Consider the following 26,807-nt stretch of genomic DNA (forward strand, 5'->3'; position numbering starts at 1 on the left):
GCTGCGGTCTGTGGGAACGGACTACTGCTTGTCGAAGCGCGGGGTGTCCTGCGGCTGCTGCTGGGACTGCGCCTGACCCGTGCCGCCTTCGATGGCCTGCTGGCCCGCGGACGTGCCTCCGGCCAGCTCCGCCTTCATGCGCTGCAGCTCCAGCTCTACATCCGTACCACCGGAGAGCCGGTCCAGCTCGGCCTGGAGGTCGTCCTTGGCCATGCCGGTGGGGTCGTCGAGGGCACCCGAGGCGAGCAGTTCGTCGAGGGCGCCGGCGCGGGCCTGGAGCTGGGCCGTCTTGTCCTCGGCGCGCTGAATGGCCAGGCCGACGTCGCCCATCTCCTCGGAGATGCCGGAGAAGGCCTCGCCGATCCGGGTCTGGGCCTGGGCCGCCGTGTAGGTCGCCTTGATCGTCTCCTTCTTCGTACGGAAGGCGTCGACCTTGGCCTGGAGTCGCTGGGCCGCCAGGGTGAGCTTCTCCTCCTCGCCCTGGAGCGTGGAGTGCTGCGTCTCCAGGTCCGTCACCTGCTGCTGGAGCGCGGCGCGGCGGGAGAGGGCCTCGCGGGCCAGATCCTCGCGACCCAGCGCGAGCGCCTTGCGGCCCTGGTCCTCCAGCTTGGAGGACTGCTGCTGCAACTGGTTGAGCTGGAGTTCCAGCCGCTTGCGCGAGGTCGCCACGTCGGCGACACCTCGGCGCACCTTCTGGAGCAGCTCCAGCTGCTTCTGGTACGAGTAATCGAGGGTTTCGCGCGGGTCCTCGGCCCGGTCAAGGGCCTTGTTCGCCTTCGCGCGGAAGATCATCCCCATACGCTTCATGACACCGCTCATGGGCTTCGCGCGCCCCCTTCTGACGGACTCCAGCTCCAGCGACTGCAACAGGACCCACAGTACGGGCCCCACATCCATTACCGCACTGTTCGGGGACGGATGCGCTCATCCCCAAGGACGACTGACGACGACTCCGCTCCGGCGTGAGGAGTAGGTGACCCCCGGGGTTGCCCGCGGTGGCCTCCCGGGTGTGCACCGGGTGAACCGTCTGCAACGTCCCCTCTGTCCCCCTACAGACGACCGGTGTTGCCGGATCGTTCCCCGCCGGGCTGGGGTCCATGCCCCCGCACCCCGTACCCTTGGGTTTTGTGTTCCGTAGCCGTGCCAAGGAAGAGAAGGCCCCCGCCGACAAGGCGCAGGTGACCGACTCCAAGCAGACCCGCGACCCGCAGGCCCCGAAGGGCAGGCCCACGCCCAAGCGCAGTGAGGCCCAGTCCCAGCGCCGCAGCGTCGCCAGCACCTCGTCGCTCTCGCGCAAGGACGCCTCCAAGCGTCAGCGCGAGGAGCGCCGCCAGGCCATGGACCGGCAGCGTCAGGCGCTCGCCAGTGGCGACGAGCGGTACCTCCCGGCCCGTGACAAGGGTCCGGTGCGCAAGTTCGCGCGCGACTTCATCGACTCGCGCTTCAACATCGCGGAGTTCTTCCTGCCGATGGCCGTGGTCATCCTCGTGCTGAGCATGGTGCGGGTGGGCTCGCTGCAGAGCATCGCGCTGCTGCTGTGGCTCGTGGTGATCGTGCTGATCGTGCTGGACTCGATCCTCTCCGGCTTCCGCCTGAAGAAGCGGCTGGCCGAGCGCTTCCCCGACCAGAGCAGGCGGGGCGCGGTCGCCTACGGCCTGATGCGCTCCCTCCAGATGCGCCGGCTCCGGCTGCCGAAGCCGCAGGTCAAGCGCGGAGCGCGGCCCTGAGCACAACGTCTTTCTCCGGGGGCGCGGCGGATGCCTGGCTGAGCAAGCTGGGCGGGCTGCGGAACGTCGTAAGGCAGGAGCTGGTGGCTCGCCAGCTGGACGAGCAGATAGCCGGGCGGTTTCCCGTCGGGCAACGGCTGCGGGTGCTGGACGTCGGGATGGGCCAGGGCACGCAGGCGCTGCGGCTGGCGCGGGCCGGTCATGAGGTGACCGGGCTCGAACGGGACGCGACGATGGTCGCGACGGCGCGGGAGTCACTGGCGTCGGAGCCGGAGGGGATCCGCGACCGGGTGCGGATCCTGGAGGGTGACGGCCGGGACACCGGGGTGCACTTCCTGCCGGGCAGTTTCGATGTCGTGCTGTGTCATGGCGTCCTCATGTACGTCGAGGAGCCCGACCCGCTGGTGGCGGGGCTCGCGCGCATGCTGGCGCCGGGCGGACTGCTGTCTTTGCTGGTGCGCAACGCGGACGCGCTGGCGCTGCGGCCGGGGCTGTCCGAGGACTGGCCGGGCACGCTGGCCGCCTTCGACGGCACGGTCTACCGCAACCGGCTCGGCCTCGACGTCCGCGCGGACCGCCTCGCCACGCTGACCGCCACGCTCGCCGGTATCGGAGCGCCGCTGCACGCCTGGTACGGCGTGCGGGTCTTCACGGACACCGCGCCGGACGACGCGGAACCGCCGGCCGACATGGACACACTGCTGGCGGCCGAGGAACGGGCCGGGCGCACGGACCCGTACCGTGCCGTCGCGGCGCTGCTGCACCTGTGCGGGGTACGGGGCTGAGCTTTCGCGAGGTCGCCCTCGCGCGGAGCGGGTACGAGAGCACGACCGCCCGGAACCGGTACGAGAGCACGACCGCCCGGAGCGGGTACGAGAGCACGACCGACCGGAACCGGTACGAGAGCACGACCGACCGGAGCGGGTACGAGAGCACAACCGACCGGAACCGGCACGAGAGCACAACCGCCCGGAGCGGGTACAAGGGCACGACCGCCCGGAGTACGGCGTCGCGCCTGCGCGGACTACGGGGCTGAGCCCGCGCGGAGTGTGCGGCCGCGCTCGGGTGGAATGCGGGACTCAGCAGACCGGCAACGCGCGGACATCGCCCCGGTGCGGCGCGAGAACCGCCTTCGCGCGAGGGTGCGCTCGTTCGGGGGAGCAGGGCAAGCCGGGGGCCCACCCCGCCGGGAGACTCGGGGTATGGACGTCTTCCCTGCCCGTGCCCTGCGGCCGGCCGTGCTCGTCTGTTCCGCCGCGCTCGTCTGCGGGTGCTCCACGTTCGGCTCACCGGGCGGGACCGCGGACGCGGCGCGGACTGCCGCGGACGCCGCGGCCGTGCCCGGGCCGGTCAACGACCTGGAGAGCGCCTACCAGCGGGTGATCAAGGACGTACTGCCGTCGGTCGTGCAGATCCAGGCCGACGAGGACCTGGGATCGGGCGTCGTCTACGACGACAAGGGGCACATCGTCACCAACGCGCACGTCGTCGGACAGGCGACGACCTTCCAGGTGACGACCGCCGACGACGAGCAGCCGCTGACCGCGAGCCTGGTCCGCTCCTACCCGGAGCAGGACCTCGCCGTCATCAGACTCGACAAGGCGCCGAAGGGGCTGCGGGCCGCGGTCTTCGGGGACTCCGCCACGGTGCAGGTGGGGCACATCGTGCTGGCCATGGGCTCGCCCCTCGGGCTGTCGTCCAGCGTGACCCAGGGCATCGTGTCCGCCACCGGACGGACGGTCAGCGAGGGACAGACGGACGGGGGCACCGGCGCCACCATCGGCGACATGGTGCAGACCTCGGCGGCCATCAACCCCGGCAACAGCGGGGGCGCGCTCGTCAACCTGGCCGGCCGGGTCATCGGCATCCCGACGCTCGCCGCCGCCGACCCCGGGCTCGGGGGCGCCATGGCGCCCGGGATCGGGTTCGCGATCCCCGCCTCGACGGTGCGGAAGATCGCCGACCAGATCGTCAGGACCGGCAAGGTGACCGACTCGGGCCGGGCGTCGCTCGGCATCACCGGCCGTACGGTCGTCGACGACGCCTACCGGGCCACCGGGGTCGCCCTGGTCGAGGTGCAGAGCGGCGGCGCCGCGTCCCGGGCCGGTCTGCGGGCCGGGGACGTCGTCACCGGGCTGGGCACCGCCGACATCACCTCCGTCACCACCCTGTCGGAGGCACTCGCGGCGAAGCGGCCCGGGGACAGGGCGACGGTGACGTTCACGCGCGACGGCGTCGGCGGGACGGCGGAGGTGACGCTGGGCGAGCAGTGAGCGGGGCGAGGGCCGGACGGCGGCCCCCGCCCGGGGGCTCGGGGCTCAGGCCTCCTCGGCGTGCAGGCTCATCGGCCCGTAGATCTCCGTGGAGTCCTCGAACAGCCGCACCTGGTCCGCGCCGCCTTCGACCAGGGCCTTCCAGGCCTCCCCGATCCAGGACTCGGCGTCCCCCTGCGTCGTGAACTCCTCGGGCTGCACCGCGGGCTGAACCTCTGTCCCGTCGGCCTTCTCGAACCGCCACAGCCATGCCGCCATGTACGCCTCCCAGATGTGAGCACATGCAGAGCAGAAGCCGGATCTTGGTCCGGCCGCTGCCCCGAAGCCTATGCGCTCCGCCGGGTCGGCCGTGAGCAGGCCGCGGATCATCCGTCGGGCGCGGGCCGCGCCGGCCGGGGCCGCCCGCGCCCGCCCGGCGCACCCGTACGGGCCGACGAAGCCCCACGGGCAGACGGCGCCACGCCCCTTAAGGGGGTCTCCATCACGCGGGACCAGCGGTGACAGGCGAAAATCGCTTCCGTGGAACTGACTCTGCTCGGCACCGGTGCCCCCGCGGGACTCCCCCGCCCCGACTGTCCCTGCGCGGCCTGTGCCTGCGCGCTCGGCGCCGACGCGCGGGCGGCCACCTCGCTGCTCGTGGACGGCACGCTGCTGCTGGACCTGACGCCCGGCGCGGCCTTCGCGGCGGCCCGGGCGGGGCGCACGCTGGGCGGCGTACGGCAGGTGCTGCTGTCGCATCCGCACAACGGGCCCGCGGTGGAGGTGCCGGCCGGGCTGCCGCAGCCCGGCCGGGTGCCCGACGGGCGGGAGTTGGCGCTGCTGACGGGGCATCGGGTGCGGGCGCTGGCGATGGACGCGCCGGGCACGGGGTACGCGGTGACGGGGCAGGACGGGCAGCGGCTGCTGTATCTGCCGCCGGGGTGCGCGCCCGCGGGGCTGGAGGAGGGGAACGAGACGGCGGCACCGTACGACATGGTGCTCGCCGATGTCGTGGGGCGCCCGGACGCGCTCGCGAAGCTGCGGGCGGTGGGCGCGGTGGGGCCGACGACCGACGTCGTCGCCGTGCACCTCGATCACGACGTGCCGCCGGGACCCGAGTTGCGGCGGCGGCTGGCGGCGGCCGGGGCGCGGGCGGTGCCCGACGGGTCGACGCTGCTGGTGGGGATGTACGAGGACGTGCCCGACGTACCGCGAAGGACGCTGGTGCTGGGCGGCGCGCGGTCCGGGAAGTCGGTGGAGGCCGAACGCAGGCTGGAGGCCTTCCCCGACGTGCTGTACGTCGCCACCGGCGGTTCGCGCGGCGGCGACCAGGAGTGGGCGGCGCGGGTCTCGGCGCACCGGGAGCGGCGGCCGGGGTCGTGGCGGACGGTGGAGACGTGCGACCTGGTGCCGTTGCTGGCGGAGGACGGGGCACCGCTGCTGATCGACTGTCTGTCGCTCTGGCTGACCGACGCGATGGACACGGTCGGGGCGTGGGACGACGCGCTGTGGGCGGACGGGGGCGAACGGGCGCTGCGGGAGCGGGTGCGGGAGCTGACGGCGGCGGTGCGCGCCGCCCGGCGGACGGTGGTGGCCGTGTCGAACGAGGTGGGGTCGGGGATCGTGCCGGCCACGGCGTCGGGGCGCCGGTACCGGGACGAGCTGGGGCGGCTCAACGCCGCGTTCGCCGGGGAGTGCGAGCAGGTGCTGTTGGTGGTGGCGGGGCAGGCGCTGGTACTGCGCGGCTGAGCGCCGTGCGGGGGCGGGGGTCAGTTCCGCCGGGCGATGACGCGGTAGGTGTTCGAGAAGCGGGTGCGGCGGAGCAACGGGGCCAGGGTGTGGTCCAGGGTCGCGGCCGCGGCGACGAGCGGCGTGCTCGCGGCGAGCAGCACCGCGCGCAGCCGGCGCTGGAACTCGCCGGGCGGGGCGGCTCGCCAGGGTGCGTCCGGCTCGGGGAGGGCCCGGGTCAGGCCGAGGGACAGGGCGCCGGCCAGGTCGTGCGGGACGTGGGAGGCCCGGCGGTCGACGGTGACGATCGTGCAGCCCTGGGACTCCAGTTCCGTGCGCAGGTTGGGCAGCGGGATGAGGTGGAGGTGCCGGGGCTGGCCGTACGGGAGCCACCACTTGCCCAGCAGGGTGGCGAACACGCTCTGCGGGTCGGGGAGTTCGAGCAGCAGGTGGCCGCCGGGGCGCAGGGCGGTGAGGGCGGCACGGAGTTCCTCGCGGGGATCCGGGGTGTGTTCGAGGTGGTGGAGCATGCTCACCACGTCGTAACGGGCGCGCAGCCGGGTGGTGATCTCCGGGGAGGTCAGCCGGCCGATGTACGCCTCCTCGACGCGGCCGGCCGCCCTGGCCCGGGTCACCCGCGGGGTGGGGTCGAGGCCGTCGAAGGAGGTGTAGGCGAACACCTCCTTCGCGGTCTCCGGGAAGTGGGCGTGGCCCGTCCCCACGTCCAGCCAGCTCTCCGGCTCGGGGAAGGACAGCATCGCGCGGGCGGTGGCGCGCAGGTGCCGGCGGCGACCGCGGGCCCCGAGGGCGCGTTCCGCGAGGGCGGCGATCTCGTCGAGGTGTCCTTCGTGCAGGTCACGGTGGTAGAAGGCCAGGCCTTCGGCGGTCAGCCGAGGGTTCTGGAAGGCGTGCGCGCAACTGCCGCACTCGTCGACGACGAACGTGCCCGGCTTGCCCTGGAGCAGGTCGGGGGCGCGCAGCCGGGTGCGCAGCCGGGTCGAGCCGCACCAGGGGCAGTCCGCGCGGCGCGGCTCGTGGAAGTGGTCGGTGCCCTCGGCGAGTTCCGCGGCGTAGCGGGCGCGGCGCCGCTCGGCCGCCTGGGGGGCGCCGGACGGGGCGGGGGTCGAGGCGGGGGGCGAGCCGGGGGGCGAGCCGGGGGTCGGGGCGGGGGTCGGGGCGGGCTGGGCGGACATGTGCGGCTCCCGGTGGGGCGAGAGGGCGGCGAGCGGAGCAGGATCACGAGCGGGCCAATTCGCCGCAAAGTGGAACGTATGGGATCGCGATCTTGGGTGCAACGACGTCGTGTCCGCGGGGTGGCGATGTGGCGCCGACACGTTCGATCAGTGCCGGTACTGTTCGGCGAATGAGCTCGCTTAATCTCGACGACTTCACCGATCTGATCGAGCGTCCCGACGGCGGGGTGCGCCGCGACGCCGAGGCGCGCAGGGAGCGTCAGATCGTGCCGCCCGGATCGCTGGGGCGCCTCGACGACCTGGGCGAGTGGCTGGCCGCGGCGCAGTCGGCCGTGCCGGTGCGGCCGATCGAGCGGCCCCGGGTCGTGCTCTTCGCCGGGGACCACGGGATCGCCGGGCGGGGCGTCTCGGCCCGGCCCGCGGGCAGCGCGGCGGAACTGGTGCGCGAGGTGCTGGAGGGCGGCCGGCCCGTCTCCGTGCTCGCGCGCCGGCTGGGTGTGCCCGTACGGGTCGTGGACATGGCCCTGGACTGCGCACCGGACACGCTGCCCGAGGATGTCGTACGGCATCGGGTGCGGCGCGGCAGCGGGTCCGTCGACGTCGAGGACGCGCTGACCCTGGAGGAGGCGGAGGCCGCCTTCCGGGCCGGGGTCGCGGTGGCCGACGAGGAGGCCGACTCCGGTACGGATCTGGTGGTGCTCGGCGATGTGAGCGTGGGCGGGACCACGGTGGCGGGGGTCCTGATCGCCGCGCTGTGCGGGACCGACGCGTCCGTGGTGACCGGGCGCGGCGGCCTGGCGATCGACGACCTGGCCTGGATGCGCAAGTGCGCGGCGATCCGCGACGCGCTGCGTCGGGCCCGGCCGGTGCTCGGGGACCAGTTGCGGCTGCTGGCGACGGTCGGCGGGGCCGACCTCGCCGCGATGACCGGGTTCCTGTTGCAGAGCGCGGTACGGAAGATGCCGGTGGTCCTGGACGGGGTCGTGGCGGCCGCGTGCGCGCTGGTCGCCCAGCGGGTCGCGTTCCGGGCGCCGGACTGGTGGCTGGCCGGGCACAGCAGCGGGGAGCCGGGACAGGCCAAGGCGCTGGACCGGATGGCGCTGGAGCCGCTGCTCGACCAGGGGGTGACCGTCGGCGAAGGGGCGGGGGCCCTGCTGGCCCTGCCCCTGGTGCAGGCCGCGGCTGCGCTGGCGGCGGAGCTGCCGGAGAAGCCGGAGGCCGAGGACGCCAAGGACACCGAGGACGCGTCGCAGGCCGAGCGGGAAGAGCCGGCCGAGCACGAGGGGCGGGCCGGGCAGGGCCCGCAGGACTCGTAGGGCGCGTGGGACTCGTAGGGCGCGTGGGACTCGTAGGGCGCGTGGGACTCGAAGGGCGCGTGGGACTCGAAGGGCTCGTGGAGCTCGAAGGGCGAAGCCGGGCCGCGGGGCGAGCAGGACACGCGGGGTGAGCAGGAGGCACGCGGGCGGGCAGGAGGCGTAGCCGCCAGAAAGGGCGGCGACGAAAGAGCGATTCGAGGGTTACACGCCCATATGATCACCCTTCATGGGAGATGTCCGAATCGCGCCTTTCCAGGACCGCCGTAGCACCGGAGCCTCCCGGCGGGCCGCCGGCCTCGCCGTCTGGTACCTGCGGGCCGTCGCCTTCGTCAACTTCCTCAGCGCGGTGTGGGTCTCCCTGGGGCAGGACGTACGGCGACACAACCAGGAGGACTTCTTCACGCCCTACCTGCTGACGGCCGGGTTCGCCTCGGGTGTGTTCACCGCGTTCCTGGCCGTCACCATGCGGCGCCGCAAGCGGGCCTCCTGGATCCTCAACCTCGGACTCAGCGGGCCGTTCCTGGCGCTGTTCGCCTTCGCGATGGTGTTCCCGGAGGTCCGGCGGTACCCGCAGAACTGGATCTCCCTGGGCCTCACCGCCGCCTTCGTGGGCACCCTGCTGGTCGGGCGGCGCGAGTTCTACGCCAAGGGCGACCGCGCCAACCCCCGGCTCGCCGCGGTCGTGGCCGTCGGCGGGCTGCTGCTCTCCTCGCTGCTGGCCGCGCTGCTCGTGACGGTCACCAACCAGGCGGCGGACGCGGGACGTTCGACGTTCCCGGAGCGCTGGCGGTACGGCACACTGCGGCTGGTCTCGGTCGCGGCCGACGAGTCCCGCTACCCGGGCATCTCGACGCCGAACTGGGCCGACGTCGCCGTCAACGTGCTCAGTACGGCCCTGGTGCTGGCCGTGTTCTACGCCGCCTTCCGCTCGCGGCGCGCCGTCGACCCGCTCACCGAGGACGACGAGAAGCGGTTGCGGGCGCTGCTCGAACAGCAGGGCGAGCGCGATTCACTGGGGTACTTCGCGCTGCGACGGGAGAAGAGCGTCGTCTGGTCACCTACGGGCAAGGCGGCGGTCGCCTACCGGGTCATCGGCGGGGTGTCGCTGGCGTCCGGGGATCCGATCGGGGACCCGGAGGCCTGGCCGGGGGCCATCGAGCCGTGGCTCGCCGAGGCCCGCGCGCACGGGTGGATCCCGGCGGTGATGGGAGCGAGCGAGGAGGCGGGGACCGTGTACGCGCGCCACGGCCTGGACGCGCTCGAACTCGGCGACGAGGCGCTCGTGGAGGTCGCCGAGTTCACGCTGGAGGGCCGGGCCTTGCGGACCGTGCGGCAGGCGCACAACCGCGTGAGGCGGGCGGGCCACGGCGTACGGATCCGGCGGCACGAGGACATCGGCGCGGACGAGATGGCGTACCTCGTCCGGCGTGCCGACGACTGGCGCGACGGCGCGACCGAGCGCGGGTTCAGCATGGCCCTGGGCCGGCTGGCCGACCCGGAGGACGGGCGCTGCGTGATGCTGGAGTGCACCGACGCGGACGGGGAGTTGAGGGCGCTGCTCTCCTTCGTGCCGTGGGGGCCGCACGGGCTGTCGCTCGACCTCATGCGGCGGGACCGGGACTCCGACAACGGGCTGATGGAGTTCATGGTCATCGAACTGCTGCGGCGGGGCCGCGAGATCGAGGTCACGCAGGTCTCGCTCAACTTCGCCATGTTCCGTTCGGTCTTCGAACGTGGTGCGCGTCTCGGTGCCGGGCCGGTGCTGAGGCTGTGGCGATCGCTGCTCAGTTTCTTCTCGCGCTGGTGGCAGATCGAGTCGCTGTACCGCGCCAACGCCAAGTACCGGCCCATCTGGGAGCCGCGCTTCCTGCTCTTCGAGAAGAGCGCGGACCTGCCGCGCATCGGCGTCGCGTCGGCGCGGGCGGAGGGGTTCCTGGAGGCGCCGGGCCTGCCCAAGTGGCTGCACCGCAGGCACCTGGACACGCACAGATGAGACCACGGGGATGAGGAACACCGGATGAACAGGCTCGCCCGTTGGGCCCGCGCCGAATGGGGGCTGCTGTACGTCACGGTGCGGGAGCCGCTGCTGAAGCGGCGCTGGCGGGCGATGCCGATGAGCATCGGGGCGGTGTGTCTGACGACGGTCATACAGATCGTGCAGAACCAGTCGTGGGGCTTTCGGTTCGTGCAGGACGTCGGTGCCGTGCGCGCCGAGGACCCGCTCTGGCCGGCCCTGCTGCGCACGCCTCTGTCGCTGTTCGTACCGGCGCTCGACCTGCCGGTATGGGGTGCGCTGGCCCAGATCCTGTTCGTGTTCGGGATCGCGGAGATCTGCCTCGGCTGGTGGCGGACCCTGGTCATCGCCTACGTCGCCACATTCGCCGGAACGCTCTACGCCCGTCTCGGCATCCGGCTCGGCCCCGGCCACCCGCTGGGGCTGCCCGCCTCGGACGCCCAGGTCGTGGACACCGGGCCGTCCGCGGCCGTGGTGGGGCTGGCGATCTTCCTCGGCTGGCGCTACGGCGCGTATGTGACCGCGGGTGCGGTGGCCCTCGCGATGGTCGTCGAGGTGCTCCTGAAGGACAACCTGGCCGGCAAGGAGCACCTGGCGGCGATCGCGGTGGCGGTGCTGCTGTGCGGCGCGACGACCCTGCGCGGCCGGCCGCCGGGCCGACGGCTACGGGACCGCCGACCACGCGGCCACCGACCACCGGCCCGACGACCACCGGGCCGCTGACCGCGGGGCCGGCAGCCATCGGGCCACTGCGCGCTGGGCTGCCGACTGTCGGCTGCCGGGGCGACTGTCATCGGGCCGTCGGGACCCGCCGGGCCAACTGCCTCCGAGCCACCGACCGGGGGCCATCGGCCACCCTGGCCACTGCCCGCTGGGCCACCGGCCACCGGGCATCGGCCACCGGCCACCGGCCACCGGCTGCCGACTGCCGAGGCGACGGTCATCGGGCCGTCGGGACCCGCCGGGCCAACTGCCTCCGAGCCACCGACCGCGGGCCATCGGCCACCCTGGCCACTGCCCGCTGGGCCACCGGGCATCGGCCACCGGCCACCGGCTGCCGACTGCCGACTGCCGACTGCCGACTGCCGACTGCCGACTGCCGAGGCGACGGTCATCGGGCCGTCGGGACCCGCCGGGCCAGCTGCCTCCGGGCCATCGGCCGCAGGGCCACTGACTGCCTGGCCTCCGGCTGCCGGGGCGACTGTCAACAGGCCGACGACCCGGCGAGGTTCGGACCCAGGTCCGGGCCGAACCCCGGCCGGGCCCTACCTCGAGCCCTACCTCGAGCCCTACCCCGAGCTCCGGCCCGAGCCCTCCCCCGCACCGGGCCTCCCCCGCACCGCCCCGAACCCCCTATCGAGTTTCCGGCCCCGCGCCCGGCAGCCGGGCCGGGGTGGGGTCCGGTTTGCCGCCGATCCAGTTCTCCAGGGCGCGGCGGGGGCCCAGCCAGCGGCGGTCGTGGCGGTAGGCGCGCAGTCGGGACCTGGCGCGGGCGCGGGGACGGCGGCGGTAGAAGCGCTTGGCCCAGGGGGAGCCGGGGCGGGCCAGGCGGATCGCGCCGAGGACGGCGACGACGGGGACGATCACCCCGAAGATCGCGGTCCGCGCCTTGCCCTTGCTCAGCGCGAGGAGGGAGAAGAAGAAGTTCACGGCGACGGTCGCGAGGACTCCGCCGCGGTCCTGGAGTTCGTCCTGGGAGAGGTCGTTGACGCCGAACGGGGCGAAGCCGGAGAGCAGCAGGCCGACCAGCGCGGCCGTGACCACCACGACCTCCACGCTCTTGCGCCCCTGCTCGGTCCAGTAGACGTCGTCGAGGTGGAGGATCAGCGCGAACTCGTCCAGGACGAGGCCCGCGCCGACGCCGAAGATGACCGCGCACAGGGCCGCGCCGAAGCCGTGCCGGCCGCTGGCGACCGCCCCGAAACCGCCGATGACGGTGAGTACGACACCCGGGACCACGTGGTGGATGTGCATGCCGCCGGCCTTGACGTTGCCGAAGGGGCCCTTGCCCGCGCGGATCATGCGGGTGATGACCCGGGTGACGACGAAGGTGACGACGAAGGACGCGAGGGCGAGGAGCAGCGGTAGTTTGCCCGGCTCGACGATGTTCCGGTACAACCAATGTCCCATATGCGCACTTTATCCATGAGGCCCGTGAGGGCTTCCCGGGCCGCCGGGTAATCTGCGCCGGTGTCCAAGACCCCCGCCCTGCCGGACGGCCTCCGTTTCGCCTTCGGCACCCTGACCGTCCTCCCGGTACGGGTGACCCGGTGGGACCGCGAGGCCGCGCGCGGCGGGATGCTGTGCGCGCCGCTGGCCGGCCTGGTGGTCGGCGGCTGCGCCGCCGCACTCGGCGCGCTGCTGCTGTTCCTCGGGGCCGGCCCGCTGCTCGCCGCCGTCGCCACCGCCGCCGTGCCCGCCGCCCTCACCCGCGGGCTGCACCTCGACGGGCTGGCCGACACCGCCGACGGGCTGGGCAGCGGCAAGCCCGCCGAGGACGCCCTGCGGATCATGAAGCAGTCGGACATCGGACCGTTCGGGGTGATCACGCTCGTGCTCGTGCTGCTCACCCAGATGGCGGCGCTCTCCCAGCTGTACGGCGCCTCCTGGGCCCGCGGCGCGCTCGCCGCGGTGGTCTCGGCGACCGCCGCACGGCTGGCCCTGACCCTGGCCGCCCGCGGCGGGGTGCCGGCCGCCCGGCCGGAGGGGCTGGGGGCCGCCGTCGCCGGGGTGGTCCCGGTGCGGGCGGCGGCGGGCGCGGCGGCCGTCGTGGTCCTCGGCGCCGCGGCCGGGGGCGCGCTCCTCGGGACGTACGACATCGTGCGCACGGCCCTCGCCGTGCTCGCCGCCGTCGCCGTCGCCGAACTCCTGCTGCGCCGCTGCACGCGCCGCTTCGGCGGGATCACCGGTGATGTGTTCGGCGCCCTCGCGGAGACGGCCGCGACGGCCGCGCTCGTGGTGCTGTCCCTCGGCCGTTGACGCGGCGGGTGCAAGCGGTTGCGCACCCGATGCGTGTGGCCCAGGTCATGGAGTGCGAGGATCGGCAGGTGACGACGACGCCACCCGCGAGTGAACGCCCGCGGGACTGAGCGGACGCCCGTACGCGCGTAGTCTCCTCCCAGGTGTCCGCACCGGTCCGCCGCACCGGTGAGGGCCCCGGTGGAGACCGCTCCCGTCGACCGGATCTAGGGTCGACAGCCGGGCTCGGTCGACCCACACAGTTCGGCCACTGAAACTTCACATCGGAAGCGAGATTTCACCACCGTGACTGCTCTCACTCTCAGCACCGCCGCGGCGCCCGGTCTGCGGGCCGACGCCATCGTGATCGGTGTCGGCAAGGGTCCGAAGGGTCCGGTCGTCGCGCCGGGCGCCGAGGCCGTGGACCAGGCCTACGACGGCAGGCTCGCCGGCGTCCTCGAGACCCTCGGTGCCTCCGGTGCCGAGGGCGAGGTGACCAAGCTGCCGGCACCGACGGGCTTCAAGGCGCCCCTCGTGGTGGCGGTGGGGCTGGGCCCGGTACCCGAGAAGGACTCCTCCTACGACGCCGAGGCGCTGCGCAAGGCCGCAGGCGCGGCCGCCCGCACCCTGGTCGGCGCCAAGAAGGCCGCCTTCGCGCTGCCGCTCGACGACGCCGCCGACCTCGGCGCGATCGGCGAGGGCGTGCTGCTCGGCGCGTACTCCTTCGACACCTACAAGGACAACGGCAAGGACGCCAAGGCGCGGGCCGGCAAGACCCCGCTCGGCGAGGCCTCGCTGCTCGGCGGCAAGCCCCGCGACAAGGAGCACAAGGCCGCCGTCGAGCGGGCCACGGCCGTCGCCGAGGAGCTCAACCGCGCCCGCGACCTGATCAACATGCCGCCGAACGACCTGGACCCGGCGGCGTTCGCCGCCATCGCGCAGGCCGCGGCCAAGGAGCACGGCCTCAAGGTGCAGGTGCTCGACGAGAAGGCCCTGGAGAAGGGCGGCTACGGCGGCATCCTCGGCGTCGGCAAGGGCTCGTCCTCCGGCCCCCGTCTGGTCAAGCTGTCGTACACCTCCTCGAAGGCGGACAAGCACCTCGCGTTCGTCGGCAAGGGCATCACCTACGACTCGGGCGGCATCTCCCTGAAGCCGGCCGGTCACAACGAGACGATGAAGTGCGACATGAGCGGTGCCGCCGCCGTGTTCGCCGCGGTCGTCACGGCGGCCCGCCTGGGCCTGGAGGTCAACGTCACCGGCTGGCTGGCGCTGGCGGAGAACATGCCGTCGGGCTCCGCCACCCGTCCGGGTGACGTGCTGCGCATGTTCAGCGGCAAGACCGTCGAGGTCCTCAACACCGACGCCGAGGGCCGCCTGGTGCTCGCGGACGCGCTGTGGGCCGCCTCCCAGGAGAAGCCCGACGCCGTCGTGGACGTGGCGACCCTGACCGGCGCGATGATGCTGGCGCTGGGCAGCCGCACCTTCGGCATCATGGCGAACGACGACTCGTTCCGCTCCGCGGTGCACGAGGCCGCCGAGGAGGTCGGCGAGCCGGCCTGGCCGATGCCGCTGCCGGAGCACCTGCGCAAGGGCATGGACTCCGCCACCGCGGACATCGCGAACATGGGCGAGCGGATGGGCGGCGGCCTGGTCGCCGGTCTCTTCCTGCGTGAGTTCGTCGGCGAGGGCATCACGTGGGCGCACCTCGACATCGCGGGACCGGCCTTCAACGAGGGCGGCGCGTTCGGTTACACGCCGAAGGGCGGCACGGGCACGGCGGTGCGCACGCTGGTGCGGCTCGCGGAGGTCACGGCCGCGGGCGAACTCGGCTGAGTCCCCCGCGGGGCGGGGCTGTGCTCCTCATCACCCGGCTCGTTGCGTCGTACGACGGCGGCGGGCCGGGTGTTCGCCGGACGCGCCCACGCGGCGCGGCCGCGGATCCGCATGGTCCCGCGCCCCTTCGGCGCAGGCGGTCTCCCCACGTCGGGACTGAACGTGGGACGTCTCACACCCCGGCCCCGCGTCTCGTCCGCCGCCGACAGGTGCGAAGATGGGGCACGGCAGGACAGGGCCCCCACCGAAGGGCCGATGACAAAGAGCGGCCGGACACCAGCCGCCGACCGGTCACTGGAGACCGGCGTGGCGCACATGCATGGAGGACGTGACGTGGCGAACGACGCCAGCACCGTTTTCGACCTAGTGATCCTCGGCGGTGGCAGCGGTGGTTACGCCGCGGCCCTGCGCGGAGCGCAGCTGGGTCTGGACGTCGCCCTGATCGAGAAGGACAAGGTCGGCGGTACCTGCCTGCACCGGGGTTGCATCCCCACCAAGGCCCTGCTGCACGCGGGCGAGATCGCCGACCAGGCCCGCGAGAGCGAGCAGTTCGGTGTCAAGGCCACGTTCGAGGGCATCGACGTCCCCGCCGTCCACAAGTACAAGGACGGCGTCATCTCCGGCCTGTACAAGGGTCTGCAGGGGCTGATCGCGTCCCGCAAGGTGACGTACATCGAGGGTACGGGCCGACTGTCCTCGCCGACCTCCGTCGACGTCAACGGTCAGCGGATCCAGGGCCGTCACGTGCTCCTGGCGACCGGTTCCGTGCCGAAGTCGCTGCCGGGCCTGGAGATCGACGGCAACCGCATCATCTCCTCCGACCACGCCCTCGTCCTGGACCGCGTGCCGCAGTCCGCGATCATCCTGGGCGGCGGAGTCATCGGCGTCGAGTTCGCCTCCGCGTGGAAGTCCTTCGGCTCCGACGTCACGGTGATCGAGGGCCTGAAGCACCTCGTCCCGGTCGAGGACGAGAACTCCTCCAAGCTTCTCGAGCGCGCGTTCCGCAAGCGCGGCATCAAGTTCAACCTGGGCACCTTCTTCTCGAAGGCCGAGTACACCCAGAACGGTGTCAAGGTCACCCTCGCGGACGGCAAGGAGTTCGAGGCGGAGGTCCTCCTCGTCGCCGTCGGCCGCGGCCCGGTCTCGGCCGGCCTCGGCTACGAGGAGCAGGGCGTCGCGATGGACCGCGGCTACGTCCTGGTCGACGAGTACATGCGCACCAACGTCCCGACCATCTCCGCCGTCGGTGACCTGGTCCCGACGCTCCAGCTCGCGCACGTCGGCTTCGCCGAGGGCATGCTGGTGGCGGAGCGTCTGGCCGGCCTGAAGACCGTTCCGATCGACTACGACGGCGTGCCGCGGGTGACGTACTGCCACCCCGAGGTCGCCTCCGTGGGCATCACCGAGGCCAAGGCCAAGGAGATCTACGGCGCGGACAAGGTCGTCGCTCTGAAGTACAACCTGGCGGGCAACGGCAAGAGCAAGATCCTCAACACCTCGGGCGAGATCAAGCTCGTCCAGGTCAAGGACGGTGCCGTGGTGGGCGTCCACATGGTGGGCGACCGCATGGGCGAGCAGGTGGGCGAGGCCCAGCTGATCTACAACTGGGAGGCGCTGCCGGCCGAGGTGGCCCAGCTCATCCACGCCCACCCGACGCAGAACGAGGCACTCGGCGAGGCCCACCTGGCCCTGGCCGGCAAGCCGCTCCACTCGCACGACTGACCCTCGGTCACCCACGCGACGACACAGACTTCCGCAATTCGTAAGGAGCAACCGAAACCATGGCGGTTTCCGTAACCCTTCCGGCGCTCGGCGAGAGCGTCACCGAGGGCACCGTCACCCGCTGGCTGAAAGCCGAGGGTGAGCGCGTCGAGGCCGACGAGCCGTTGCTCGAGGTCTCGACCGACAAGGTCGACACCGAGATCCCCTCGCCCGTCGCCGGTGTGCTGGCCTCCATCAAGGTCGCCGAGGACGAGACCGTCGAGGTCGGCGCCGAGCTCGCCGTCATCGACGACGGCAAGGGCGCGCCCGCTGCCGCTCCGGCCCCGGCCGCCGAGCCGGCCCCGGCCGCCGCTCCGGCTCCGGCCGCCGCTCCGGCCCCCGTGGCCGAGGCCGCCCCCGCCGCCCCGGCTCCGCAGGCCCCCGCCGCCGCGGCGGCTCCGGCCGGTGGCGCGTCGGGCACGGACGTGGTCCTGCCCGCGCTCGGTGAGTCCGTCACCGAGGGCACCGTCACCCGCTGGCTGAAGGAGGTCGGCGAGGAGGTCTCGGAGGACGAGCCCCTGCTCGAGGTCTCCACGGACAAGGTCGACACCGAGATCCCGGCGCCCGTCTCCGGCGTGCTGCTGGAGATCGTGGTCGCCGAGGACGAGACCGCCGAGGTCGGCGCCAAGCTCGCCGTCATCGGCGCCCCGGGTGCCGCTCCGGCGGCTGCCCCGGCCCCGGCCGCCCCGGCTCCGGCGCCCGCCGCCGCTGCCCCGGCGCCCGCCCCGGCCGCCCCCGCGGCTCCGGCAGCTCCGGCTCCCGCCCCGGCTCCGGCTCCCGCCCCGGTCGCCGCCGCCCCGGCTCCGGCCCCGGTCGCCCCGGCGGCTCCGGCCCCGGTCGCCCCGGCTCCTTCGGCTCCGGCTCCGGCCGCGCCCGCCGGTGACGACGGCGCCTACGTGACCCCGCTGGTGCGCAAGCTCGCCGCCGAGCACGGTGTCGAGCTGTCCGCCGTCAAGGGCACCGGCGTCGGCGGTCGCATCCGCAAGCAGGACGTCCTCGCCGCCGCCGAGGCCGCGAAGGCCGCCGCAGCCGCTCCGGCTCCGGCCGCCGCCGCTGCCCCGGCCGGCAGGAAGACGCCGAAGCTCGAGGTCTCCCCGCTGCGCGGCCAGACCGTCAAGATGCCCCGCATCCGCAAGGTCATCGGCGACAACATGGTCAAGGCGCTGCACGAGCAGGCCCAGCTGTCGTCGGTCGTCGAGGTCGACGTCACGCGGCTGATGCGGCTGCGCGCCCAGGCCAAGGACTCCTTCGCCGCGCGCGAGGGCGTCAAGCTCTCCCCGATGCCGTTCTTCGTGAAGGCGGCGGCCCAGGCGCTGAAGGCCCACCCGGCCATCAACGCCCGGATCAACGTCGAAGAGGGCACGATCACCTACTTCGACACCGAGAGCGTCGGTATCGCGGTGGACTCCGAGAAGGGCCTGATGACCCCGGTCATCAAGCACGCGGGCGACCTCAACATCGCCGGTATCGCCAAGGCCACCGCCGAGCTCGCGGGCAAGGTCCGGGCCAACAAGATCACCCCGGACGAGCTGTCCGGCGCGACCTTCACCATCAGCAACACCGGCTCGCGCGGCGCGCTGTTCGACACGATCATCGTGCCGCCGAACCAGGTCGCGATCCTCGGCATCGGTGCCACGGTCAAGCGTCCGGCCGTCATCGAGACGGAGGAGGGCACGGTCATCGGCGTCCGCGACATGACGTACCTGACCCTGTCCTACGACCACCGTCTGGTCGACGGTGCCGACGCCGCGCGTTACCTGACCGCGGTCAAGGCGATCCTGGAGGCCGGCGAGTTCGAGGTCGAGCTCGGTCTGTAGCCCTCAGGAGCAGTCGTACGGTGCCCCGGCCGGAGTCTTCCGGCCGGGGCACCGTCGTGTGACGTCCGCACGGGTCACGCCTTGTCAGCAGCGTGTAAGCCTCGTCTCACCTGCACCGAAGCGCCCCCGTGCGCCCCACCGGAAGGCTCCCGCGGCCTTATTGTCTAAACGTCGAACGCCGTCCCGCTCGCCGCCCGACCGCCGCCCCTCAACGAGGCCCTTCGGCCCACCGCATGGATTCTGAGCCTCTCCCTAAGGAGCCCTCATGACCGCGCCCGTCGTCCACTCGCTGCGCGAACAGATCCGCGAGCACATCGTGGAGGGGATCGTCAGCGGGCGCTGGCAGCCGGGCGAGCGGATCGTGGAGCGGCGGATCGCGACCGAGCTGGAGGTCAGCCAGACGCCGGTGCGCGAGGCGCTGCGCGAGCTGGAGTCCCTGCGGCTGATCGAGTCGGCGCCGAACAAGGGCGTACGGGTGCGGAACCTGACCGCGGCCGACCTGGAGGAGAGCTACCCGGTCAGGGCCGGTCTGGAGGCCATCGCGGCGGAGCTGGCGGCGGAGCGGCTGGCGGAGGACTGCTCGGCCCTGGAGCCGCATGTCGCGGCGCTGTACGAGGCCGACCGCAAGGCCGACGGGACCGGCCAGGTGCGGCACACGGTGGGCTTCCACCGGGAGCTGGTGCGGGCGGCCGACAACTCGGTGCTGCTGCACACCTGGGAGGGGCTCGGCATCGAGGTCTTCACGGCGCTGTCGATCCGGTGGCTGGGGACGGTGCAGCAGTCGTACGCCGAGGAGCACGAGGAGTTGGTGCAGGCGTTCCGGCGCCGGGACCCGCGGATCGCGGAGCTCGTGAAGGCCCATGTCCTGGGGTGCGCGCCGCGCCCCTGACGCAGCCGAGCACGCACCCGCTCACCTGCGAAAACACAGTGAGAAATCCCTCGAAAAGTCGGCACCGGGTGCCTGGAACGCAGGCACCCGGTGCCGACTTTCTCGTGATCAAGAGGTTTTGGGCCTCAACCCTTTGATCGATCATCGATCAGGGGGTTACAGTCTCCGACGGGCCGCGCGGCGGAGCCACACACCGGCACCGCACCAGAGCCCCACGCCCTGTCCTGCCAAAGACCAAGGGCACCCCCGAACCAACACCTCACAGGGAACCCCCCTTCGACTGAGGGAGGCGGCGACATGACCGACCCCAACGCCATCCAGCCGAGCGCGCTCGACCAGCTCCCGGACCGTGACCCGGAGGAGACCGCCGAATGGCAGGCCTCGCTGGACGCGGTGACCGCAGCGGCCGGACCGCACCGTGCGGCGTACCTGATGCGCCGGACGCTGGAGCGCGCGGAGGGCAACGGCATCGCGCTGCCCAAGCTCCTCGAGACGGACTACGTCAACACCATCCCGACCGCCGCCGAGCCGACCGTGCCCGGTGACGCCGCGATGGAAGCCAGGATCACCGCCTGGAACCGCTGGAACGCGGCCGCCATGGTGACCCGCGGCGCGAAGCACGGCGTCGGTGGCCACATCGCCACCTTCGCCTCCGCGGCCTGGCTGTACGAGACCGGCTTCAACCACTTCTTCAAGGGCAAGGAGGGCGACGGCTCGGGCGACCAGCTCTACATCCAGGGCCACGCCTCCCCGGGCATCTACGCCCGCGCCTTCCTCGACGGCCGGCTCAACGAGCACCACCTCGACAACTTCCGTCAGGAGGCCGGCGGCAACGGCCTGCCCTCCTACCCGCACCCGCGGCGGCTGCCCTGGCTGTGGGAGTTCCCGACGGTGTCGATGGGCCTCGGCCCGCTCTCCGCGATCTACCAGGCGCGCTTCAACCGCTACCTGACCAACCGCGACATCAAGGACGTCTCCGCGTCCCACGTCTGGGCCTTCCTCGGCGACGGCGAGATGGACGAGCCGGAGTCGACGGCGGCACTCGCACTCGCCTCCCGCGAGGGTCTGGACAACCTGACCTTCGTCATCAACTGCAACCTCCAGCGCCTCGACGGCCCGGTCCGCGCGAACTTCAAGATCGTGCAGGAGCTGGAGGCCCAGTTCCGCGGTGCCGGCTGGAACGTCATCAAGACGCTGTGGGGCACCGCCTGGGACGAGCTGTTCCAGCTGGACACCACCGGCGCGCTGGTCCGTCGGCTGCGCGAGGTACCGGACGCGCAGGTGCAGACGTACCAGACCCGCGGCGCCGCCTACATCCGCGAGGACTTCTTCGGCAAGGACCCGGCGCTCGCCGAGATGGCGAAGCTGCTGAGCGACGACAAGATCCTCGACTGCTTCCACCTCTCCCGCGGCGGCCACGAGGCCCGCAAGGTCTACGCGGCCTACAAGGCGGCGGTGGAGTTCAAGGGCGCGCCGACCGTCATCCTGGCCCAGACCGTCAAGGGGCACACCCTCGGCGAGGGCTTCGCGTCGAAGAACGCCAACCACCAGATGAAGAAGCTGACGGTGGACGAGTTCAAGACGATGCGCGACCTGCTGGAGCTGCCGATCCCCGACAGCCGGTTCGTCGACGGCGTGGTCCCCTACGCCCACCCGGGCGCCGACTCCCCCGAGGTCCGTTACCTCCAGGAGAGCCGCGCGGCCCTGGGCGGCCCGGCCCCGGCCCGCCGTACGCACGCGCTCGCTCCGCTGCCGGCCCCCGCCGAGAAGGCGTTCGCCTCCTTCGACAAGGGCTCCGGCTCCCAGAACATCGCCACCACCATGGCCTTCGTCCGCCTGATCAAGGACCTGGTGCGCGACAAGGAGACCGGGAAGCGCTGGGTGCCGATCGTCCCGGACGAGGCGCGCACCTTCGGCATGGAGAGCCTGTTCCCGTCGCTGGGCATCTACTCGCCCAAGGGCCAGACGTACGAGCCGGTCGACCGCGACCAGCTGATGTACTACAAGGAGGCCAAGAACGGCCAGATCCTCAACGAGGGGATCACCGAGGCCGGTTCGATGGCCGACTTCATCGCCGCGTCCACCGCGTACGCCACGCACGGCGAAGCGATGATCCCGTTCTACATCTTCTACTCGATGTTCGGCTGGCAGCGCACGGCCGACCAGATGTGGCAGCTCGGCGACCAGCTCGGCCGCGGCTTCCTGGTCGGCGCCACGGCCGGCCGGACGACGCTGACCGGTGAGGGCCTCCAGCACGCGGACGGTCACTCCCCCGTCATCGCCGCGACCAACCCGGCGGCCCTGACGTACGACCCGGCCTTCGCGTACGAGATCGCGGCGATCGTCAAGGACGGTCTGCGCCGGATGTACGGCGAGGCGGCTCCGGGCGAGGACCCGAACGTCTTCTACTACCTCACCGTCTACAACGAGCCGATGCCGCAGCCGGCCAAGCCGTCCGGCCCGGGCGTCGACGAGGGCATCGTCAAGGGCCTGTACCGCTTCAACACGGCGGAGTCGGCGGGCCTGTCCCCGGCGGCCAACGCCCCGCGGATCCAGCTGCTGGGCTCCGGCACGGCGATCCACTGGACCCTGGAGGCACAGCGGCTGCTCGCCGAGGAGTGGGGTGTCGCGGCCGACGTGTGGTCCGCGACCTCCTGGACCGAGCTGCGACGTGACGCGCTGGAGGCCGACGCGGCCCTGCTGCGCGGCGAGGAGCGCATCCCGTACCTGCGTCAGGCGCTGCACGGCGCCGAGGGTCCGGTGCTGGCGGTCTCCGACTACATGCGCCAGGTCCCGGACCAGATCGCGCAGTGGGTCGAGCAGGACTACTCGTCCCTGGGCGCCGACGGCTTCGGTCTGTCGGACACCCGTGCGGCGGCCCGCCGTCACTTCGGCGTCGACCCCCAGTCGGTCGTCGTCGCGGCCCTGGCCCAGCTCGCCCGGCGCGGCGAGGTCAAGGCGACCGCGGTGAAGGAAGCGCGGGACAGGTACGGCCTGTAACACTGGTCAGTGGTGGAGGGGTACGGCGACCGACCGCCGTACCCCTCCACTGTCAGTGGAGCCCGGCATCATGGCCGTATGCGCGCTGCCCGGCTCATCAAGATGGTGCTGCTGCTCCAGTCCCGGCCCACCATGACCGCCGCCGAACTCGCCCGGGAACTGGACGTCTCGGAGCGGACCGTCACCCGGGACGCGCAGGCGCTGTCGGAGGCGGGTGTGCCGGTGTACGCCGAACGGGGCCGGGCCGGAGGGTACCGACTGGTCGGCGGGTATCGGACGCGGCTGACCGGGCTGGCCCGCGGTGAGGCGGAGGCGCTGTTCCTGAGCGGTGTGCCCGGGGCGCTACGGGAGATGGGCCTGGACGACGCGGCCTCGGCGGCCCGGCTGAAGGTGTCGGCGGCGCTGCTGCCCTCCCTGCGCGACGCGTCCCGCACGGCCGCGCAGCGGTTCCATCTGGACGCGCCCAACTGGTTCGAGGAACCCGCCACGCCCGAGCTGCTGCCGGCCGTGGCGGACGCGGTGTGGGACGACCGGCGGATCACCGCGCGATACCGGCGCGGCGGGCAGGAGGACGCCGCGCGGGAGGCCGTGCGCGAGGGTGAGCGCTCGGGCGCCCGGGAGGTCGAGCGGCTGCTGGAGCCGTACGGGCTCGTGCTCAAGGCGGGTGTCTGGTACCTGTGCGCGCGAGTGGCTGGCGACGGCGGCTTCAGGGTGTACCGGATCGAGCGGTTCACCGCGGTGGCCGCCGACGGCGAGCGCTTCGAGCGTGACGAGGCGTTCGATCTGCCGGCCTTCTGGGCGGAGCGGGCCGAGCAGTTCGCGCGCTCCATCCTGCGGTCCGAGGTCGTGGTCCGGCTGTCCGGGGAGGGGGTGCGCAGGCTGCCGTACGCCGTCGGTCCGCCCGCCGCCCGGGAGGCGCTGGCGGCCGCGGGCGCCCCGGACGAGGAGGGACGGGTGACGGCGACCCTGCCGGTGGAGTCCGAGGAGGTCGCCCACTCCCAGCTCACCGGGCTCGGGCCGGAGGTGGAGGTGCTGGCGCCCGCGGGGCTGCGGGAGCGGTTCGCGCGGGACGCGGCGCGGCTCGCCGGGCTGTACGGCCCATAACGATCCGCCACACTCCACGTGCGTCCCCCTCCGCCAGGCACGATGCTGGACCCGTGATGGACGAGACGGAGTTCTGGGAACTCGTGGACGCCGCCCGTGAGGCCGCCGACGGCGACCCCGAGGAGCAGGCCGAGGTGCTGACGGACCGGCTGCTCCAGCTGGATCCGGACTCGGTGCTGGACTTCGCCCGTCACTTCGAGTCGCGCTACAACCGCGCCTACACCTGGGATCTGTGGGGCGCCGCGTGGGTGCTCCTGGACGGGGCCAGTGACGACGCGTTCGACTTCTTCCGCTGCTGGCTGATCGGCCAGGGCCGGGAGATCTTCGAGGGCGCGCTGCACGGCCCGGACTCGCTGGCCGACCTGCTGGACGACTTCGACGAGGAGATCGACGGCGACGGCGAGGAGCTGGGCTACGCGGCCGACGAGGCCTACGAGCAGCTCACCGGCGTCGTCGCCCCGGACCTCGGCATCCCGCCCGCCTCCGCGGAGCCCGAGGGCACGCCGGTCGACTTCGAGAGCGAGACGACGCTCGCGGAGCGCTACCCCAAGCTCTGGGACCGGTTCAGGGGCTGACGCTCACGCGCGCGTCACGCCGGCGCACGGCGACGGCCCGGGTCCGACGGGATGTACGCCTGCTTCAGTCCGGCCCGCACCGCGTGGTGGAGCGGCGCCCTGTCGGCCTGGTCGAGAGCGGACCCGGTCACCGTGGTCGGCCCCAGGACGACGGCCGCGACCGCACAGACCACCCCCCAGGGCCGCGCGCGGCCCGCCATCGGCCCGAGGCCCGCTCCGCCGCCTCCGCGCTCGTACGGCCCCCGCGCGCTCCGTGCGGCGGCTGTTCGTACGGGTCGTACGACTGCCGGTCATGAGCTCCCCGCCAGCCGACTGGTGATGTCGCGAGCGCAGGGCGCCGGGATCCGGGGAGTCCGCGTGCCGCCTATGGCGTCGCTGTGACCGTACGGCCCTGGAGCCGGGCCGCCGCCTTCCGGATCTCCGGCAGCTTGGCGTCCAGGGCCGCGCCGGGGCAGTTGGTCATGAAGCCGTCCTTGTGGGCGGCCAGGGCGGCGAGGGTGGCGGTGCTGCCGACGGGATAGCGGCTGAGGCTGTTGCTGGAGACCAGGTGGACGGTGGCGCGCGGGTCGATGTCGGCGGGGCCCAGTTTCCAGGCGGCCAGTGCCGCGATCGCGTCGGTCATCGCCTTCGGGACGGTGACCCCGGAGGTGAAGGTGCCGAGGGCGGCGATGCCGGTGGTGCGGTGGTTGAAACCCTGGGTGTGGGCGCCGGTGACGGCGCGGTCGACACCGCCCGCGCGGCCCTCGTAGATGGTGCCGCAGCGGTCGACGAGGAAGTTGTAGCCGATGTCGTCCCACTGGCGGGCGCCGGTCTGGCCCTCGTAGAGGTGGCGGATGATCTCGGGGGCGTCGGCGCACGCGTAGCCGTTGGGCGAGTCGGTGTGGTGGACGAAGACGGCGAGGATCTTGTCGTCGTAGCGCGGGGGCGGCTGTGCGTGCGGGTTCCCGGCGTCCACCCAGACCGAGCGCGGCACGATGCGGGGTTTGTCCGCGGTGTGCGGGGCGGACAGGTCGCGGGCGACGGAGGGACGCGCCGGACGGGCGGCCAGGGAGGCCGACACGGCGTTGTCGACGCCGTCCGCGCACAGCACCAGCGCGCCGAGGGCGGTGAGTCCGGGCAGACAGGCCAGCAGCACCAGCACGGTGCTCGGTACCCGCGGAACACGCCGCGGTCGGTCGCTCCGTGTTCTTCGGAGGCCCGGTCGGAAGACAGACATGGACCCACTGTCGGCGCGAACCGCGACGTCCGCGATGTGTGCTGTGCCACCCGGTGGAACCATCGTCCCGGTCCGCGACGTTTTTCGGGGTACACGCACGCGTGACGGTTCCGATCGGCCACGGGCGCGTGACTGATCACCGAGACCGTCCCGCGCGTACTAGGAGACGCCCCCTGAGGGTCCGAGAGAAAGGCGGCTCCGTGGACCTGCTCGACATCCTGCTGTTGCTGGTGATCCTGGCCTACGCCGGATCCGGCTACCGGCGCGGCCTGGTGGCCGGCTGCGTCTCGCTCGCCGGGTTCGTGGGCGGTGCGGTGGTCGGCGTGTGGATCCTGCCGTGGGTGATGGACCTGGTCACGCCGGGGACGACGGCGGCGACGGTCACGGCGGTGCTGACGGTGCTCGCCCCGGCCGCCGTGGGCCACGAGCTTGCCGGGCGGCTGGCCCTGAAACTGCGGCGCGAGCTGGACCGGGGGCCGCTGCGGGTGGCGGACGGGGTCGGCGGCGCCGCGGCCAACACGGTCTCCGTGCTGATCGTGGCGTGGGTGGCGGCGAGCGTCCTGGGCGCGTCCTCGTCCCCGCTGGTGACGACGGCGATCCGTGACTCGGCGCTGCTGGGGACCGTGCAGAGAGCCATGCCGGAGACCACTCCGGCCTGGTTCTCGAACGCCACGTCCGCGCTCACCCAGGCGGGCTTCCCCCAGGTCTTCAACCCGTTCGAGAACGAGTCGACCGCCGAGGTCGCCGAGCCGTCCGGGGACAGCGTCACGGCGAGCGCGACCAACGCCGCCAAGCTGAGCACGGTGAAGATCGAGGGTGCCTCCGGCGCCCAGGGCCGCGAGGGCAGCGGCTTCGTGTACGCCACCGAGCACGTGATGACCAACGCGCACGTGGTGGCGGGCATCGACCGGCCGAACGTGCGCGTCGGCGGCGTCGGGCGGTCGTACGAGGCCCGGGTCGTGCTGTTCGACCCGAACAAGGACGTGGCCGTGCTGTACGTCCCCGGTCTGCACGCCCCCGTGCTGCGGTTCGACGACCGTGCGGCGCGCGGCGACCAGGCGGTGGTCGCGGGCTATCCGCAGGACGGCGCCCTGGACCTCCAGGCGGCGACGGTCGCGAACCGCTTGAAGGCGACCGGCCGGAACATCTACAACGACTCCACCGTCACCCGTGAGATCTACTCGATCCGCTCGACCGTCCTTCCGGGCAACTCGGGCGGCCCGCTGCTGACCACCGACGGCCGCGTGTTCGGCGTCGTCTTCGCCCGCTCCACCTCGGACGACCAGACCGGCTACGCCCTGACGGCGGCCGAGGTCGCCTCCGACGCGGCGCGCGCGGCGAAGGCGAAGGCACGGGTGGACACGGGCGACCTGATCAGTTCCTGATCGGGTCCCGATCGCTTCCTGATCCCCTCGCGTCGCTCT

Annotated in this window: 21 protein-coding genes; 16 read left to right on the top strand and 5 right to left on the bottom strand. The window is 72.9% G+C overall.

Annotation, left to right across the window (positions count from 1 at the left end):
* Positions 1–21: 21 nt before the first annotated feature.
* Entirely contained in the window at positions 22–819 is a 798-nt protein-coding gene (locus ACFV0T_RS36620; RefSeq protein ID WP_385789035.1) for a PspA/IM30 family protein, read from the bottom strand.
* 278 nt (positions 820–1,097) lie between these two features.
* Between ACFV0T_RS36620 and ACFV0T_RS36625 the strand changes: the two genes are divergently transcribed.
* The 3 genes from ACFV0T_RS36625 to ACFV0T_RS36635 all read left to right on the top strand — a co-directional run bounded on the left by ACFV0T_RS36625 (position 1,098) and on the right by ACFV0T_RS36635 (position 4,000).
* Positions 1,098–1,727 (top strand): DUF3043 domain-containing protein, encoded by a 630-nt coding sequence (locus tag ACFV0T_RS36625; protein WP_385788990.1) that lies wholly within the window; start codon positions 1,098–1,100, stop codon positions 1,725–1,727.
* 83 nt (positions 1,728–1,810) lie between these two features.
* Entirely contained in the window at positions 1,811–2,512 is a 702-nt protein-coding gene (locus ACFV0T_RS36630; RefSeq protein WP_385788992.1) for a class I SAM-dependent methyltransferase, read from the top strand.
* 417 nt (positions 2,513–2,929) lie between these two features.
* Positions 2,930–4,000, top strand: coding sequence for a S1C family serine protease (locus ACFV0T_RS36635; RefSeq protein WP_385788993.1), 1,071 nt, complete (start codon positions 2,930–2,932; stop codon positions 3,998–4,000).
* 45 nt (positions 4,001–4,045) lie between these two features.
* Here the strand turns inward: ACFV0T_RS36635 and ACFV0T_RS36640 are convergent, their stop codons facing one another.
* Positions 4,046–4,258 carry a hypothetical protein gene (locus ACFV0T_RS36640; protein WP_385788995.1) on the bottom strand — a complete coding sequence of 71 codons (213 nt, stop codon included), beginning with the start codon at positions 4,256–4,258 and terminating at the stop codon, positions 4,046–4,048.
* 261 nt (positions 4,259–4,519) lie between these two features.
* On the opposite strand from ACFV0T_RS36640, the gene ACFV0T_RS36645 reads away from it, so the two are divergent.
* A complete protein-coding gene (locus ACFV0T_RS36645) occupies positions 4,520–5,728 on the top strand; it encodes a bifunctional adenosylcobinamide kinase/adenosylcobinamide-phosphate guanylyltransferase (RefSeq protein ID WP_385788997.1) in 1,209 nt (402 codons plus the stop codon).
* A 20-nt stretch (positions 5,729–5,748) separates the two neighbouring features.
* On the opposite strand, the gene ACFV0T_RS36650 is transcribed toward ACFV0T_RS36645, so the two are convergent.
* Positions 5,749–6,900 (bottom strand): class I SAM-dependent methyltransferase, encoded by a 1,152-nt coding sequence (locus ACFV0T_RS36650; RefSeq protein WP_385788999.1) that lies wholly within the window; start codon positions 6,898–6,900, stop codon positions 5,749–5,751.
* Positions 6,901–7,070: 170 nt separating this feature from the next.
* Between ACFV0T_RS36650 and cobT the strand changes: the two genes are divergently transcribed.
* From cobT to ACFV0T_RS36665, 3 genes are all read left to right on the top strand, one after another.
* Complete coding sequence (gene cobT / locus ACFV0T_RS36655) at positions 7,071–8,216, top strand: nicotinate-nucleotide--dimethylbenzimidazole phosphoribosyltransferase (protein WP_385789001.1); 1,146 nt, start codon at positions 7,071–7,073, stop codon at positions 8,214–8,216.
* Positions 8,217–8,442: 226 nt separating this feature from the next.
* A complete protein-coding gene (locus ACFV0T_RS36660; protein ID WP_385789003.1) occupies positions 8,443–10,209 on the top strand; it encodes a phosphatidylglycerol lysyltransferase domain-containing protein in 1,767 nt (588 codons plus the stop codon).
* A gap of 24 nt (positions 10,210–10,233) precedes the next feature.
* Positions 10,234–10,953 (top strand): hypothetical protein, encoded by a 720-nt coding sequence (locus ACFV0T_RS36665; protein ID WP_385789005.1) that lies wholly within the window; start codon positions 10,234–10,236, stop codon positions 10,951–10,953.
* Between the two features lie 630 nt (positions 10,954–11,583).
* On the opposite strand, the gene ACFV0T_RS36670 is transcribed toward ACFV0T_RS36665, so the two are convergent.
* Positions 11,584–12,360, bottom strand: coding sequence for a hypothetical protein (locus ACFV0T_RS36670; RefSeq protein ID WP_385789007.1), 777 nt, complete (start codon positions 12,358–12,360; stop codon positions 11,584–11,586).
* A 60-nt stretch (positions 12,361–12,420) separates the two neighbouring features.
* On the opposite strand from ACFV0T_RS36670, the gene ACFV0T_RS36675 reads away from it, so the two are divergent.
* The 8 genes from ACFV0T_RS36675 (at position 12,421) to ACFV0T_RS36710 (ending at position 24,167) form a co-directional block, all read left to right on the top strand.
* A complete protein-coding gene (locus ACFV0T_RS36675) occupies positions 12,421–13,209 on the top strand; it encodes an adenosylcobinamide-GDP ribazoletransferase (RefSeq protein ID WP_385789009.1) in 789 nt (262 codons plus the stop codon).
* A 285-nt stretch (positions 13,210–13,494) separates the two neighbouring features.
* Positions 13,495–15,021, top strand: a complete 1,527-nt coding sequence (locus tag ACFV0T_RS36680) for a leucyl aminopeptidase (protein WP_385789010.1) — start codon at positions 13,495–13,497, stop codon at positions 15,019–15,021.
* Between the two features lie 333 nt (positions 15,022–15,354).
* Positions 15,355–16,743 (top strand): dihydrolipoyl dehydrogenase, encoded by a 1,389-nt coding sequence (gene lpdA / locus ACFV0T_RS36685; protein WP_385789012.1) that lies wholly within the window; start codon positions 15,355–15,357, stop codon positions 16,741–16,743.
* Positions 16,744–16,802: 59 nt separating this feature from the next.
* The gene (sucB, locus tag ACFV0T_RS36690) at positions 16,803–18,599 is read left to right on the top strand and encodes a 2-oxoglutarate dehydrogenase, E2 component, dihydrolipoamide succinyltransferase (RefSeq protein ID WP_385789014.1); all 1,797 of its coding nucleotides are present in this window, start codon (positions 16,803–16,805) and stop codon (positions 18,597–18,599) included.
* Between the two features lie 265 nt (positions 18,600–18,864).
* Positions 18,865–19,488, top strand: coding sequence for a GntR family transcriptional regulator (locus tag ACFV0T_RS36695; protein WP_385789016.1), 624 nt, complete (start codon positions 18,865–18,867; stop codon positions 19,486–19,488).
* Positions 19,489–19,785: 297 nt separating this feature from the next.
* Positions 19,786–22,488, top strand: coding sequence for a pyruvate dehydrogenase (acetyl-transferring), homodimeric type (gene aceE, locus ACFV0T_RS36700; protein ID WP_385789018.1), 2,703 nt, complete (start codon positions 19,786–19,788; stop codon positions 22,486–22,488).
* Positions 22,489–22,566: 78 nt separating this feature from the next.
* A complete protein-coding gene (locus ACFV0T_RS36705; protein WP_385789020.1) occupies positions 22,567–23,592 on the top strand; it encodes a helix-turn-helix transcriptional regulator in 1,026 nt (341 codons plus the stop codon).
* A gap of 56 nt (positions 23,593–23,648) precedes the next feature.
* Positions 23,649–24,167 carry a DUF4240 domain-containing protein gene (locus ACFV0T_RS36710; protein ID WP_385789037.1) on the top strand — a complete coding sequence of 173 codons (519 nt, stop codon included), beginning with the start codon at positions 23,649–23,651 and terminating at the stop codon, positions 24,165–24,167.
* A 364-nt stretch (positions 24,168–24,531) separates the two neighbouring features.
* On the opposite strand, the gene ACFV0T_RS36715 is transcribed toward ACFV0T_RS36710, so the two are convergent.
* Entirely contained in the window at positions 24,532–25,302 is a 771-nt protein-coding gene (locus tag ACFV0T_RS36715) for a peptidoglycan recognition protein (protein WP_385789039.1), read from the bottom strand.
* A gap of 281 nt (positions 25,303–25,583) precedes the next feature.
* Between ACFV0T_RS36715 and ACFV0T_RS36720 the strand changes: the two genes are divergently transcribed.
* Positions 25,584–26,768 (top strand): MarP family serine protease, encoded by a 1,185-nt coding sequence (locus tag ACFV0T_RS36720; protein WP_385789022.1) that lies wholly within the window; start codon positions 25,584–25,586, stop codon positions 26,766–26,768.
* The last annotated feature ends 39 nt before the right edge of the window (positions 26,769–26,807 follow it).

It is taken from the genome of Streptomyces sp. NPDC059582 (genome assembly GCF_042735715.1).
Taxonomy (GTDB): Bacteria; Actinomycetota; Actinomycetes; order Streptomycetales; family Streptomycetaceae; genus Streptomyces.